The organism is Streptomyces sp. SolWspMP-5a-2 (genome assembly GCF_900091845.1).
Taxonomy (GTDB): domain Bacteria; phylum Actinomycetota; class Actinomycetes; order Streptomycetales; family Streptomycetaceae; genus Streptomyces; species Streptomyces doudnae.
The window spans coordinates 1-14,227 of the sequence record NZ_FMCI01000373.1 but is presented as its reverse complement, the minus strand read 5'-3'; the positions used below and the strand labels follow the sequence as shown (position 1 = coordinate 14,227).

10 protein-coding genes are annotated in these 14,227 nt (G+C 75.1%); 3 read left to right on the top strand and 7 right to left on the bottom strand.

Features of this window, described 5'->3' with window-relative positions; translation table 11 throughout:
* Position 1 precedes the first annotated feature (1 nt).
* The 3 genes from GA0115242_RS36890 to GA0115242_RS36880 form a co-directional block, all read right to left on the bottom strand.
* Positions 2–2,320 (bottom strand): NHLP family bacteriocin export ABC transporter peptidase/permease/ATPase subunit, encoded by a 2,319-nt coding sequence (locus GA0115242_RS36890; RefSeq protein ID WP_370672350.1) that lies wholly within the window; start codon positions 2,318–2,320, stop codon positions 2–4.
* On the bottom strand, positions 2,215–3,021 hold the full coding sequence (locus GA0115242_RS36885) for an HlyD family efflux transporter periplasmic adaptor subunit (protein ID WP_093836017.1): 807 nt from the start codon (positions 3,019–3,021) through the stop codon (positions 2,215–2,217). Before GA0115242_RS36885 ends, GA0115242_RS36890 begins: the two co-directional genes overlap by 106 nt.
* A gap of 79 nt (positions 3,022–3,100) precedes the next feature.
* On the bottom strand, positions 3,101–3,316 hold the full coding sequence (locus GA0115242_RS36880) for a type A2 lantipeptide (RefSeq protein ID WP_093836016.1): 216 nt from the start codon (positions 3,314–3,316) through the stop codon (positions 3,101–3,103).
* Positions 3,317–4,311: 995 nt separating this feature from the next.
* Between GA0115242_RS36880 and GA0115242_RS36875 the strand changes: the two genes are divergently transcribed.
* Positions 4,312–5,634 (top strand): S1 family peptidase, encoded by a 1,323-nt coding sequence (locus GA0115242_RS36875; protein ID WP_093836015.1) that lies wholly within the window; start codon positions 4,312–4,314, stop codon positions 5,632–5,634.
* 268 nt (positions 5,635–5,902) lie between these two features.
* Here the strand turns inward: GA0115242_RS36875 and GA0115242_RS36870 are convergent, their stop codons facing one another.
* Entirely contained in the window at positions 5,903–6,871 is a 969-nt protein-coding gene (locus GA0115242_RS36870; protein ID WP_093836014.1) for an SDR family NAD(P)-dependent oxidoreductase, read from the bottom strand.
* Between the two features lie 158 nt (positions 6,872–7,029).
* Between GA0115242_RS36870 and GA0115242_RS36865 the strand changes: the two genes are divergently transcribed.
* Positions 7,030–7,908 carry a helix-turn-helix domain-containing protein gene (locus GA0115242_RS36865; protein ID WP_093836013.1) on the top strand — a complete coding sequence of 293 codons (879 nt, stop codon included), beginning with the start codon at positions 7,030–7,032 and terminating at the stop codon, positions 7,906–7,908.
* Between the two features lie 37 nt (positions 7,909–7,945).
* Here GA0115242_RS36865 and GA0115242_RS36860 read toward each other — a convergent pair whose 3' ends face one another.
* Complete coding sequence (locus tag GA0115242_RS36860) at positions 7,946–10,069, bottom strand: SpoIIE family protein phosphatase (protein ID WP_256089843.1); 2,124 nt, start codon at positions 10,067–10,069, stop codon at positions 7,946–7,948.
* Between the two features lie 333 nt (positions 10,070–10,402).
* Between GA0115242_RS36860 and GA0115242_RS36855 the strand changes: the two genes are divergently transcribed.
* Positions 10,403–11,011, top strand: coding sequence for a response regulator transcription factor (locus GA0115242_RS36855; protein WP_093836012.1), 609 nt, complete (start codon positions 10,403–10,405; stop codon positions 11,009–11,011).
* Positions 11,012–11,063: 52 nt separating this feature from the next.
* On the opposite strand, the gene GA0115242_RS36850 is transcribed toward GA0115242_RS36855, so the two are convergent.
* Together GA0115242_RS36850 and GA0115242_RS36845 are read right to left on the bottom strand one after the other, a co-directional pair.
* Entirely contained in the window at positions 11,064–13,184 is a 2,121-nt protein-coding gene (locus GA0115242_RS36850) for an ATP-binding cassette domain-containing protein (protein WP_237549531.1), read from the bottom strand.
* Positions 13,185–13,279: 95 nt separating this feature from the next.
* Positions 13,280–14,227, bottom strand: a 948-nt coding sequence (locus GA0115242_RS36845) for an ATP-binding cassette domain-containing protein (protein WP_141721897.1), incomplete at its 5' end; no start/stop codon positions are given.

Sequence of the window (14,227 nt, the reverse complement as noted above, 5' to 3'; positions counted from 1 at the left end):
CTCAGTACTCCCTGACCAGTGCCGCGTACGCGCCGCCGCGCGCCACCAGCTCCTCGTGCCGCCCGCGCTCCACGACCGTGCCGTGCTCCAGGACGACGATCTCGTCGCTGTCCCGCACGGTGCTCAGCCGGTGCGCGATCACCACACAGGCGCAGCCGCGCCTGCGCAGGTTGTCCATCACCACCTGCTCGGTCTCCGCGTCCAGCGCGCTCGTCACCTCGTCGAGCACCAGGATGCTCGGCCCGCGCACCAACGCCCGCGCGATCTCCAGGCGTTGGCGCTGACCGCCGGAGAAGTTGCGCCCGTCCTGCTCGACCCGGCTGTGGATGCCGCCCGGCCTGCGCGCCACGACGTCGTACAGGGCCGCGTCCCGCAGCGCCTCCACGACCGCGTCCTCCGGGATCGACGGGTCCCACAGCGCCACGTTGTCGCGCACCGACCCCTCGAACAGGAACACCTCCTGGTCGACGAAGGAGACCGAGGCGGCGAGCGCGCCGCGCGGAATGTCGTCGAGCCGCCGCCCGTCGATGCGGATGACGCCCTCCCACGGCGTGTACAGGCCCGAGATCAGCCGGGAGACCGTCGACTTGCCGCTGCCCGAGCCGCCGACCAGCGCGACCTGGCGGCCGGGCCCCACGCTCAGGTCGAACCCGGAGAGCAGCGGCTTGTCCAGCGGGTTGTAGCCGAACCCGATGTTCTCCAGCTCGATGTGGCCGCTGAGCCTGCGGGTGGAGTCGCCCGCGTCGGCCCGGGTGTAGAGCGGATCGGCCCGGAAGTTCTCCACGTCCTTCAGCCGGGCCACGTCGGCGGCGAAGTCCTGGATGCGGCCCGCGACCCCGTTGAGCCGGGTGATCGGCGCGGTGAACCGGGTGACCAGCGCCTGGAAGGCGACCAGCAGACCGACCGAGATCCCGCCCTCCACCGCCCGCAGGCCGCCGATCCACAGGATCAGCGCGCTGTTCAGCGAGGCCAGCGCCGGTGCCACCACGCCCAGCCAGGCGCTCGGCACCCCGAGCCGCTGCTGCTCCTCCAGGGTGGTCGCGTGCTGCCCCGCCCACTTGCGGAAGTAGCCGTCCTCACCGCCGGTCGCCTTCATCGTCTCGATCAACTGGAGCCCGGTGTAAGCCGTGTTGGTGAGCCGGGCGCTGTCCGCGCGCAGCTTCGCCGTCCGGGTCGCGCGCAGCCGCACCACCACCCGCATCGCGACGACGTTCAGCAGCGCCACACCGACCCCGACGGCGGTGAGCTGCGGGTCGTAGGTGTAGAGCAGCGCCGCGTACAGCACGACGACCACCGCGTCGACGCCCGCCGCCGCGAGGTCGCGGGCGAGGGTCTCGGCGACCTGGTCGTTGGACTGCAGCCGCTGCACGAGGTCGGCGGGGCTGCGCTGGGAGAAGAACGTCACCGGCAGCCGCAGCAGATGGCGCAGGAACCGGGCGCTGGAGAGGGTGGAGGAGATGATCCGGCCGTGCAGCAGGTTCGCCTGCTGGAGCCAGGTCAGCACCACGGTCAGCAGCACGCACGCGCCCATCGCCGCGAACAGCGTGCCCAGCAGCGATGTCTGACGGCCGATCAGAAACATGTCGATGTAGGTGCGGCTGAGCGCGGGCACCGCCGCGCCGACCAGCACCAGCAGCAGCGACGCGAGGACGGCGGCCGGGAGGGTGCCCGCCGTGCCGCGCAGCCGGGCGGGCATCGCGCCCCACACCCCGGGCCTGCGACCGCCCCGGGTGAAGTCCTCGCCGGGCTCCAGCACCAGCACGACCCCGGTGAAGCTGCCGTCGAAGTCCTCCATGGCGACGAACCGGCGGCCCTTGCCCGGGTCGTTGACGAAGACCCCGCGCCGTCCGAACCTGCGGCCCGTGCCGTCGTAGACGACGTAGTGGTTGAACTCCCAGAACAGCACGGCGGGCGCGCGCACCCCGGCGAGGGCGGCCGTGTCCATCTGCATGCCCTTGGCGCTCAGGCCGTAACTGCGGGCCGCCTTCAGCAGGTTGCTGGCGCGCGAGCCGTCGCGGGAGACCCCGCAGGCGATCCGCAGCTCCTCCAGCGGCACGTGCCTGCCGTAGTGGGCGAGCACCATCGCCAGCGAGGCGGCGCCGCACTCGACGGCCTCCATCTGCAGGACGGTCGGGGTGCGGACGGCCTTCGGTGCGCGGGTCCGCGACCGCCCGGAGGGTGCCGCGCGGCGTCCGCCGCGGGTGGGTGCGGTGGTCACGGCAGCAGCCAATCGACAGGGCGTTCGTCGGCCAGCCGGATCGAGCCCGAGGCCATGGTCATGGAGGTGAGGGAGAAGGGCGGCCCGCCGGCGGACGACCATCGGTAGCCGCTGCGGGTGGCGGACGACGGGTCGAGGCGGACCACGACCGCCACCGGCCTGCCGTCCCGGGTCAGCTGGGTGCCGAGCTGGTCGTCGCCGAGGAACGCGGCGATCTGCCCGGCCGACTGCGCCGACCGGTCGACGGACTGCACCCGGCCGCGCAGCACCCCGTACCGCTGGGTGGGCACCGAGGAGACGGTGAGGTCGACGGCGGTGCCGGCCGGCAGGGACGCGGCGTTCTGGGCGGGCACGTACACCACGGCGCGCAGCGGGTCCCCGGTGTGGGCGACCTTCTCGACGGCGGCGATGTTCGCGCCGGTGGACACGATCTGGCCGAGCGTGGCGGCGAGGGCGGTGATCCTCCCCGCGGCGAGCGTGCGGACGACCGTCTCGCCCCGGGCGGTGCGGACCTTCAGGACGGGGGAGTCGGCGGGCAGCCGCTCGCCCTGCTCGGCGAGGACCTCGGTGACCTGGCCCGCGACGGGGCTCTGGAGGAGGTAACTGCCCTGCCCGTAGGTGAGGACGGCGGGCGCGTCCACGGTGGAGGCGACCGAGCCGGTCACGGCCCACACGGACGCGGCGGCGATCGCCACCACGGCGACGCAGAGCGCGAGCCAGCCCTGCGGGCGCGCGAACCGGACCGGGAGGTCCAGGTCGTCCGGCGCCTGGAGCTTGGCGAGGGCCTGCTGACGGAACTGCACGGTGCCACCCCGCTTCTGGACGTCCGAGAGCCCCGGAGCCGGGGGACGGCTCCGGGACTCTCCGGTGACGAGGACGCGATCAGAGACCGGCGACCAGGTTCGTGACCGGGGCGGTGCTGAGGCCCGTGACACCCTCGACGGTGCCGACGGCCGTGTCCACCACGCCGGAGACCGGGACGACGCCGTCGACCAGGCCGGTGACGGTGCCGACCGCGTTCAGGGAGAGGCCGCCGGAGACGTTGTCCAGCTCGGCGTCGGAGATCTCGACGGTGTCGACCTGCGGGGTGGAGTTCATGGGGGAACTTCCCTTCGTGTGGATGACTCATCAAGGGGGGAGCGACCGTCGCTGCGGGGACAGATGACGGCCGCGACCGCGGGCACCGGGCTCCCGTTCCCGGAAGCCGTACGGACCCTGCGGTGCGATGGATCAAAGCACGCGGCGCTGCCGGGTCTCCAATCAACCACCAGCCACAGAAGGGGACTTGAGCCTCAGCGGGCACAAGACGTGCAGGGTCGGGCACGTCTCGGGGGCGAGGTCTTCACATGCGTCACCCAATCGGCCCACGCCCGGCCTTGCCGCCCCCCGTCCGCGTCCGGCACCCTCACCGCGACGCGGTGACGGTCCCCGCCGTCCTGTGCAGATGCCCCGACCGCCGTGACGCCGGTGGGCAGTCGATGTGCAGATTCGCTGAAGCCATCATTCCGCTTCCCGGCCGGGACGCAGGGTCGTGAACCGGTAGCGCAGCGTGCCGGTTCGAGGCTCGCGCGTCCGGCCCGGCCGACCCCGCCGACGGGTCCGGTGCCCGGAGGCGGACGGGAAGGCGCCCCGGCGACCGCCGAGTTCAGGACATCGGCGGCCCCGGCGCCGCCCGGCCCCGCGCTCCGCCGCGCCCGGACTGCCCGGCTCGCGCCCGACCGCCCCGCGTCCCGGGAGACGCCGTCGGCGGCTGCTCGCGGCCTCCCGCCGCGACCACCCCCGCGCGACCTGCCCCACCTGGGAGTTCACCGTCGCGACCGGCCGCGCGGGCGACCGCGGCGGCGACCCCGGGGAGGCGCCCGGACGGGCCGGGACGGTCCTGTCGGCTTCGGCGGTCGTCATCGGCATATGGGGGATTGCTCCCGCGCACCGCCGACCGGAGCGGAGGCATGGCCGATTCGCCCGCGCCCGGCGGGAGTTGGCGAACGCGATTGAACGCGCCGCGCGACCCGTGCGTACCAACAGCCATCCAGGCGCCCCGAACAGATGTCGCACGACAGCACGGACTCCGGTCCCCCAGGAGGTCGAGAAGTTTGAGTCACAAGCGAATTCCGAAGCGCAAGGCCGCGATGGCGGCGGGTGGCGTCGTGGCGCTCGGCGCGGCCGCGATCCTGCTGCCCCAGGCGAACGCGTCCCAGGACGGCGGATCCCCCGCCACGGCCGCCCCCAAGACCCTCAGGGCGACGGACGCCTCGGACCTCGCCTCGCGGCTCCCGGGCCTGCTCGGCGACACCTTCGCCGGTTCCTACTGGGACTCCGGCAGCAAGCAGCTCGTCGTCAACGTCGTGAACGGCGACGACACCGCGGTCGCGCGGGTGGAGCAGGCGGGCGGCAAGGTCCGCGAGGTCGCCAACAGCCTCGCCACCCTCAAGACGGGCGCCCAGACGCTCAAGGCCGACGCCACCATCCCGGGCACCGCCTGGGCCGTCGACCCCCGCACCAACAAGATCGTCGTCACCGCCGACAGCACCGTCACCGGCTCGGCCTGGAACCGGCTGGAGTCCACGGTCGACGGCCTCGGCGCGGCCAGGGCCACCCTGAAGAAGTCCGCGGGCACCTTCAAGACCTTCGTCTCCGGCGGCGACGCGATCTTCTCCCAGACCGACGCGGGCGGCGTCCGCTGCTCCCTCGGCTTCAACGTCACCGCGGGCGACGGCACCCCCGCCTTCCTGACCGCCGGTCACTGCGGGGTCGCTGCGGACCAGTGGTCCGACTCGCAGACCGGCCAGCCGATCGCCACCGTCGACCAGGCGACCTTCCCCGGCGTGGGCGACTTCTCCCTGGTCAAGTACGACGACGCCGCCACCGAGGCGCCCAGCGAGGTCAACGTCGGCAACGGCCAGACCGTCCAGATCGTCCAGGCCGAGGAAGCCACCGTCGGCACCCAGGTCTTCCGGATGGGCAGCACCACCGGCCTCAACGACGGCACGGTCACCGGCCTCGACGCCACCGTCAACTTCCAGAGCGAGACCGACCCCAGCGGCGTCGACACCGTCACCGGGCTGATCCAGACCGACGTCTGCGCCGAACCCGGCGACAGCGGCGGCTCCCTGTTCACCCGGGAGGGCGGCGCGATCGGCCTCACCTCGGGCGGCAGCGGCGACTGCACCCAGGGCGGCGAGACGTTCTTCCAGCCCGTCACCACCGCGCTCGCGGCCACCGGCGCCACCCTCGGCGCGGGCGACCAGGCGGGCGGCGCGGGCGACCAGCAGGGCGGCGCCGAAGAGGGCGGCGACTCGATCGGCGGCGACGCGAGCGCCGGGGCGGTCGACCCGTCGCAGGCCGCGGGCGACGGCCAGGAGGGCGCCGGTACGGAAACCGGCAGCGGCCACCACTCCTCCGGGCGCCGCCACTAGCACCTCCCCGGCGATCCGCCGGAAGGTCCAGGCCCCGGGCCGATCGCCCGGAGCGCAGGGCGCCGCGCGACGGCGCCCCCAGGTTCCGCGGGACCCCTGACCGGTCCCGCGTCGCACCCACCGTCCGGCCTCCTGCGGTTCCGGCCGGCGGTGGACGGTCCGGCCCTCCGGCGGGAGGGCCGGACCACCCGTCTCCCGGCCGAACCGGGCACCACGGCCGGCACCGACCGGCCGGACAGTGCCCGGGACGGGTGCCCGGCCGTCCCGGTCAGAAGGCGTCGACGCCGGTCAGCCGGGCCGAAAGCTCCCACAGGCGGGCCGCCTCGTCCGGGTCGGCCGCGTGCCGGGCGACGCCTCCGGTCGCCATGTCCAACGGGTCCGCGGCGATCCCCGCCACCTCGCAGTCCTCCAGGTAGACGCCGCCGAGACCGGCCAGCCGGGGCGAGGTGGCGGCCCACACGGAGGTGGCGGCACCCTGCTGCGGCGACTTGGCCGCGTCCGGGTCAGCGGGAGTCCCGTCCTCGTTCGTCCAGCCCATGGCGACCTGCTCCGCCAACGGGATGTGACGCTGGAGGTTGGTGTCGATGACCCCGGGGTGGACCGAGAACGCGCGGACGCCCGCGTCCCGGCCCAGGGCGTCGAGGTGCAGCGCGAACAGGGCGTTGGCCGTCTTGGACTGGCCGTAGGCGGCCCACTTGTCGTACGGCCCGGACGTGAAGTGCGGGTCCTCCCAGCGGATCCCGGTGAAGCGGTGCCCACGGGAGGAGACCGCCACCACCCGCGCCCCCGGCCCCGCCGCCAGCGCCGGCCACAGGCGGTCGACCAGCGCGAAGTGGCCCAGGTGGTTGACGGCGAACTGGGACTCCCAGCCCCGGCCCACGCGCCGCAGCGGCGCCGCCATGATGCCGGCCGAGGCGATCAGCAGGTCGAGACCGTCCCCCGTGGCGAGGTACCGGTCGGCGAACGCCGCGACGCTCGCCAGGTCCCCGAGGTCGAGCGCCTCGACCCCGACGCCGTCCAGCCCGTCGAGGGCGGCGTGGGCGACGTCCGGACGGCGCGCGGGCACGATCACCCGGGCCCCGGCACCGGCCAGTGCCAGCGTGGTGGCCAGACCGACCCCGGAGTAACCCCCGGTGACCAACGCGGTCCGCCCGGCGAGGTCGACGCCCGCCAGCACCTCCGCGGTCGTGGACCGCTCCCCGAAACCGGAACCGATGGGCTGCTGTGGTGTACGCACGGTGTTCTCCAGAAAAGCGCGGGTCAGGACGGTGGACGAGCGGCCACGGGGCCGCCCGGCATCGAGCGAAACACCTTTCGGACGGCTGGGGCAGAGTCCGCGAAGGGGGTACTGGGGGTGACTCCCTCGGCCACCCGCGGCGCCGTAGAGTGCGCCGCATGGGAGACAGCGCGCACGCCAGGACGCAGACGCGCCGCCAGGTCCGGGACTTCCTCACCGGGCGGCGGGCGCGGCTCACGCCCGGTGACGTCGGCCTGCCCGCCGTGCGGGCGAACCGGCGGGTCCGGGGGCTGCGCCGGGAGGAGGTGGCCGCCCTCGCGGGCATCAGCGTCGACTACTACATCCGCCTCGAACGCGGGGACGCGCGCGGGGTGTCCGACGGCGTCCTGCGCAACGTCGGCCGCGCCCTGCGCCTCGACGAGACCGAACACGCCCATCTGCTGGACCTCGTGCGCGCCGGTGACGGCGCACGGCCGTGCCGTCCGGTCGCCGGGGCCGCCGTGCTGCGCCCCTCCGTGCGGCGCATCCTCGACTCCATGACCACCACACCCGCCCTGGTCCTCGACGGACGCCTGGCCGTCGTCGGCGCCAACGCGCTGGGCCGGGCCCTCTACCAGCCGATGTACGGCGCCTGCGGCAACGCGAGCGTCGCCCGGTTCGTCTTCACCGACCCCGCCGCGCGGAGCTTCTGGCCCGACTGGGACGTGATCGCGGACGACACCGCGAACGCCCTGCGGGCCGCGTCCGGCAGCAATCCGTGCGACCGCGGCCTGGGCGAACTGACCGCGGAACTGGCCGCGCGCAGCACGGAGTTCGCCTCCCGCTGGGACCGGCACGACCTCCACGTCGCGCGCACCGGCACCCGCCGGATCGCACACCCGCTGGTCGGCCGTCTCACCCTGCCCTTCGAGTCCACCCCGCTGGCCGCCGACCCCGGCCAGACCCTCCTCATGTACAGCGCGGCCCCCGGCTCGGCGGAGCAGGACGCGCTGCACATCATGGCCAGTTGGACGACGGCCGACCGGGGCGGCCGCTGAACCCGGCCACGGGGCGGGGGCGGTCCGCGCCGACGGCTCAGCCGGTCGCCCGCAGCAGCAACAGGGCCACGTCGTCCGCGCGTTGGCGGGCGGCGGCGCTGTGCCGCACCAGTTCGTCGGCGAGCCGCTCCAGCGGCAGGTCCCCGATCTCCCGCAGCAGCGCCCCGAGTTCGATGAGCGAGTCCTCGATGTCCACCCCGGGCGACTCCACCAGACCGTCCGTGTACAGGGCCAGCACCGAGCCCGGCGCCAGCGCCACCTCCGTCGTCGGGTACGTCGCCGACGCGTCGATGCCCAGCAGCGGACCGCCCGCCAGGTCCAGCACCCGCACCGAGCCGTCCGGCCGTCTCAGCAGGGGCGGCGGATGCCCCGCCCGCGCCATCACCGCCCGTCCGCGCGCCGGGTCGAGCCGCAGGTAGAGGCAGCTCGCGAACAGGTCGGCCCCGAGGTCGATGAGCAGCCGGTTGGTGCTGCGCATCACCTCCTGCGGCGCCTGCCCCACCGTCGTGTACGCCCGCACCCCGGTCCTGACCTGCCCCATCAGACCGGCCGCCGTCACGTTGTGGCCCTGCACGTCGCCGATCACCGCCGCCGCCAGCGGCCGGGCGGGCACCAGGTCGTAGAAGTCCCCGCCGATCTCCATGCCGTGGGTCGCCGGGAGGTAACGGGCCGCCGCCTCGAGACCGGGCAGCACGGCCAGGGTGCGCGGCAGCAGCGCCTCCTGGAGCCCGTGCGCGAGCTGGTTCTTCGCGTCGTACAGCAGCGCCCGCTCCAGGGCCTGCGCGATCAGGCCGCCCAGACTGGTGAGCACGGCCCGTTCGTCGGCCGCGAAGTTCCGCTCCTCCGCGTAGGCGATGACACAGGTGCCGACCGGCCGCCCGGACGCGATGAGCGGCACGTACGCCCAGGCCGCGTAGCCGTCCGGCGTCGCCTGCCGGTCCGGGTACAGCCGCTCCAGGTGCCGCGTGGAGTCGAAGAACGCCGGCACCCCGCTGTTCAGGGCCTGGGTGCCCGGGGTCCGCTGGGTCAGCGGCAGCCCGTCGAACCGCTCCACGATGTGCGGATCGCCGTACCCCCGGTGCCCCAGCACGTGCAGCCGCCCGCCCTGCGAGCCGAGCAGCACCACGGCCTGCGCGCCGACCGCCGGAACCACCTCGTCCGCCACCAGCTGCACCACGTCCTGCACCCCCGCCGCCTCGGTCAGCGCGCCGGTCAGGCTGAGTACCTGCGAGATCCCCACCAGCCGCTTGGGGCCGGTCCCCGCGTGCGGCGTCCCGCCGGTCATCCGGGCCACCTCCCTGGCCCTGCCGACCCGCATGCTCAGCCCGTCCCTGCTCGGGTACAGCCGGAACGACAGCCAGTCGCCCGGCGGCCTCAGCGCCACGAACGAGGTGGTGTGCTGCCCGATCAGCGCGGCCCGGTAACGGTCCTCGTACATCGGGTCGTTCAGCCAGGGCACCGACGTCCAGGGCGCCGTGCCCAGCAGCTCCTCCACCGGTCTGCCGAGCAGGTCGACGGCGGCGTCGTTGGCGTAGCTGACCCGCCCGTGCAGGTCGAGCGAGAGCATCCCGAACGGCAGCCGCTCCACCATCCGCGCCGCCTCGACCGTGCCCAGGGTGCCCGCGACCGCCAGAACGGGGGTCGCCAGCAGATCCGCCTCCCGGACCGACGGCACGCACTCCTCGGTGGCCCGGCGCAGCTCGGCGGCGAGCCGGTCGCAGGCGGTCAGCAGCCGCTGCCGCTCGGTGGCGGGCAGCTCGTCGGCGTGCGATCCGGGCCAGGTCACGAAGACCGCGCCGTAGACCCGTTCCGCCGTCGCCACCGGCACCGCGGCCAGCGCGAACGGGTACGGCAGCACCACCGCGATCCGCGGGTACCTGCGGGCCATCTCCTCCTCGCCGCCGACCCACACGACCCGCCGGTCGCGCGCCGCCTCGGCCACCGGCACCGGAGCGCTCATCCCCACCCGCTCCCAGGGCGCCGCGAAGGCCCGGGGCAGACCGGCCATCACGGCCATCTCCAGCACCGGTTCGTCGGCGTTCAGGAGGTAGACCGCGCCCGCGTGCGCGTGGACCTCCTCCAGCATCGAGGCCAGGGCCAGTGACAGCAGTGGCCGACCCGCTGCGGGTCCGGTGGCCGTCGACGGCTGCCCGTCGGACACGCCGGACCACCTCCTCCTACGGCCGCGCGGTCTCTCCTTCGGGACCAAGACTCTCCCGAGGCGGCCTCCCGCGCACGGCGAGCGGTCTCCCGCACCGCCGGCAGCGGCCCCCTGACCCGCCGGAAAGGGGCCTCCTTACCCGTTCGACGTGCGCTCATACCCCCGCAATCGATGCGCGCGGAAGTGTACGGGCGCCCGTTATGCGCCCCCACGCATCCCGATGGCCGATTCTTCGCGTACAGGACGGGGCGAAGCGCCCAAGAATGAGGCACGCGCTCAAAACCGGGAACCGGAGTGGGGCGAGTACGGCGAACACAAAAGGACGGGGTGGCAGTGATCCGGGTTCTTCTGGTCCATGACGCGTGTCTGGTGAGATCGGTGCTGGCGGAATGGCTGCGCCGGGAGCCGGGGCTCGGCGTGTACGACACGCCGTGGCACAAGGCGACGGCACGGATGCGGTCGGTCGAGCCCGACGTGTGCGCGGCCGACCTCGACGGGTCCGACGCGCAGGGCGTGGCGACCCTCTCCGATCTGCGGCAGTCGGATCCGCGCGGGCCGTCGGCCCGGCTCGTGGTGCTCGCCAGCGCGAAGAGACCGGGGATGCTGAAGCGGGCGGCCGAGGCGGGGGCCCTCGGCTACGTCGACAAGGAGGGGGCGCCCGAGCGATTAGTGCGGGCCATTCGCGCGGTGGCCGAGGGTGAACGTTTCGTCGACGACTCGCTGGGCTTCGGCTTCCTGAAGGCCGCGCAGATACCCCTGACCCGCCGCGAGCTGACCGTGCTGGGGCTCGCGGCGGGCGGCGCCTCGATCGCCGAGATAGCGGGCAGTCTGCACCTGTCCCACGGGACCGTGCGCAACTACATGGCGGCCATCACCCGCAAGACGGGGGCCCGCAACCGGATCGACGCGATCCGCATCTCCCAGGGGGAAGGCTGGCTCTGACCCCGCGCCGGGACCCGCCACCGGGCCGCGCGGCCGCCTGACCGGGGAGGAATCAGGACCGCTCGGCCGGGACGCTCCAGCCGCCCACCAGATCGCGGTACGGCGCCGAGCCGCGCAGCAGCTCCTCGTGCGTGCCGTACGCGGTCCTCGGGCCGTCCATCACCAGCACCCGGTCGGCGCGGTACGCCGAGCTGATCCGGTGGGCGACGACCACCAGGGTGCCGCCGGGCCGGGCGGCGAAGGCCCGCTCGGCGCGCGCCTCGGCCTCCGGGTCGAGATGGCAGGTGGCCTCGTCGAGCAGGGCGAGCGGCGCGGGGGAGAGGTAGGCGCGGGTCAGCGCGACGAGCTGGCGCTCACCGGCCGACAGGGCGGCGGGGTCGACCCGCCCCCCGGGTCCGCCGAGGGCGGCCATGAGCGGCCCGAGCCCGACCGCCTCGGCGGCCGCCCGCAGTTCGCCCTCGGGCACCGGGTCGGACCGCAGGTGCCCGAGGTTCTCGGCGAGGGTGCCGGTGTGGACGTACGCCTCCTGCGGGATCAGCACCCGCAGCGCGGCGGCGCGGACCCCGGGCACCGGATGCCCGCACACCAGGACGGACCCCCGCGCGGGGGTCAGCAGCCCCGCGACCAGCGCGGTGAGCGTCGACTTGCCGATCCCGCTGGCCCCGACGACGGCCAGATGCCCCCCGTCGGGCACGACCAGGTCGAGCCCGTCCAGCACGGGGGTGGCGGCGGCCCCGTAGGCGAAGGACACCCCGCGGAGCAAGAGGGCGGGATGAGCGGCCCGGGGGAGGACAACCCCCTCGGCACGGGCCGGGGACTCGGTGGCCGGGGAGCCGGTGCCGCTGCCTTCGGCGGGTGCCGTGATGGGCTTCCGGTGTGCCCCGGGGGCGGCCGCCGGGGCTGGGATGCCGGTGCCGTCGCCGTCGTCGCCGTCGCCGGGGTCCGTGCCGGGCTTCCCGTGCGGCCCGTAGACGGGTAGGCGGGCCGGGGAGCCGGTGCCGTCGCCGTCGTCGACGCCTGTGATGGGGCGTCGGTGTGGGCCGGGGACGTGTGGGGTCTCAGGTCGGTCGGTCGGCGAGCCGTCGATGGTGAGGGGCCGTTGGTGCGACCCGGGGGCGCGTGAGGTCTCAGGTCGGTCGGTCTGCGTCGTGGGCCGTCGGTGTGGGCCGGAGGGTCGTTGTGGAGTGGGACGGTCGGGTGTCGGGGTGTCGGCCGGGGGGCGGGTGGGGGAGCTGGTGGTCGTTGCGCCGGTGTCGTCGGACGGGGGCTCGTGGGTGGGGTCGCCGGGGCGGGGGCCGATGCGGCGCAGGACCACCGTCAGGCGTGAGCCGCCCGCGCCCAGGCCGTGGATCAGGTTCTGGAGCGCCGGGAGCAGCGACTGCGTCACGTACGCGAGCGCTCCCACCAGGGCGCCGGGCGTCACCCCGCGGGCGAGCAGCCAGGGCGCCGACACCAGCAGCAGGACGATCGGGAGCTGGCCGCCGACCGCGAGCGCCGCCACCCGCGGCACGCTCCAGCGGGCCAGCGACCTGGCCGCGGCCAGCTCCGCGTCCACCCGCGCCCCGACGTCCCGGGCGACCCGCTCCTCCGCGCCGGTCGCGGTGATGTCCCGCAGCCCGGGGCAGACCGCGCCCCACTCACGGGCGAGCGCCTCGTCCGCGACCAGGAACGCCTCCTGCCGCCTGGCCAGCGGGCGCAGGGAGAGCGCGAACAGCAGCACCCCGGCCAGCAGCGGCGGCGCGACCACCAGCAGGAGCGCCGGGGCGAGGGAGAGCAGGCCGACGAGGGCACCGGCCGCCGTGAACACGAACGAGCGGGACACCATCACCAGCCCGGCCAGCGCGTCCCTGGCGATCTCCACCTGCTGGGTGAGTCCGGACACCGCGCCGTCGTCGGCCTCCCGCACCCCGCGCGCGACGATGGTCTCCACCAGCCGGTCCCGCACCGGCTCGACCAGGTCCGCGACGGCCCGGTAGACCCGCCCGGTGCCGTACGCCCCCACGACCACGCCCGCCGCGGCCGCCGCCAGCCAGAGCAGCCCGGTCCTGGCGTCCCCGGCGAGGAACCCGCCGTCCAGCGCCCGTGCCAGCGCGTACCCGAGCAGGAACGTCTGCCCGGTCTCCAGGGCCGACCAGGCGGCGAGCCGGGCCAGCACCCGCCACCTGGTGCGCAACGGGCCGAGGGGGCGCAGGAGCCGGGGCCGTGACCCGGGCGGTGCCGTGCCGCGCGGGCGTCGCCGTGACCGCCGTCCCCGTGCCGCCGGTTCGTTCACCGTGGTGTCTCCTCCCCGAACACCGCGCGGTAGTCGGGGTCGCGCCACAGCACCTCGTGCGGGGCGACGGCCCTGACCCGGCCCCCCTCCAGCCAGGCGACCGAGTCCGCGCGGGCGGCCGTGGTCGCGCGGTGGGCGATCAGCAGCCGGGTGCGGCCGCCGCCGGGGCCGAACAGCGCCCGGGTGACGTGGTGTTCGGTGACGGTGTCGAGGCTCGACAGCGCGTCGTCCAGGATCAGCAGCCGCCCGCCGTGCGCGAACGCCCGTGCCAGGCCGAGGCGTTGGGACTCGCCGCCGGAGCGCGGGGCGTCCGCGCAGAGGGTGTCCCAGCCCCGCGGGAGCCGTTCGACGAAGGTGTCGGCGCGGGCCTCGCGGGCCGCGGAGCGCACCCGGTCCTGTGTCGGGGCGGCGGCGCCGAAGGAGACCGCGTCCTCGATCGTCGTCCCGAGCAGCGCGGGCCGGGCGAAGGCGAAGGCGACCGCGTGCCGAAGGTCGGCGTGGCGCACGTCCGCCACCGGTACGCCGTCCAGGAGCACCTCGCCCGCGTCGGGGTCGGTGAGCCGTCCGGCCAGCGCGGCGAGCAGGGACTTGCCGGTGCCGGAGCGGCCCACCACCGCGAGGGCGGTGCCGCCGGGGACCACCAGGTCGAGGCCGTCGAGGACGGTCCGCCCGCCGCGCCGTACCGTCACCCCGCGCAGTTCGAGACGTCCCGGCCCCGGCGGCAGCGGGCGGGTACCGGGCGCGGGCGCGGGCTCGGCGAGGACCTCGGCCAGCCTGCGGGTCGCCGCCCGCGCCCTGGCCAGCGCCGCGAGCCTGCCGACCAGGACCCCGACGCCGGTCGCGAGGACCGCGTAACGGGACGCGGCGAGCAGGTCGCCCACCGACACCTCGCCCCGGGTGAGCAGGTACCCGGCGACCGCCACCACGGCCAGCTCCAGCAGCGG

What these genes read in the sequence shown, in the direction of transcription:
- GA0115242_RS36890 (WP_370672350.1), bottom strand. Translation starts at nt 2,320, where the DNA reads ATGGTCGTCCGCCGGCGGGCCGCCCTTCTCCCTCACCTCCATGACCAT.
- GA0115242_RS36880 (WP_093836016.1), bottom strand. Translation starts at nt 3,316, where the DNA reads ATGAACTCCACCCCGCAGGTCGACACCGTCGAGATCTCCGACGCCGAG.
- GA0115242_RS36865 (WP_093836013.1), top strand. Translation starts at nt 7,030, where the DNA reads ATGGGAGACAGCGCGCACGCCAGGACGCAGACGCGCCGCCAGGTCCGG.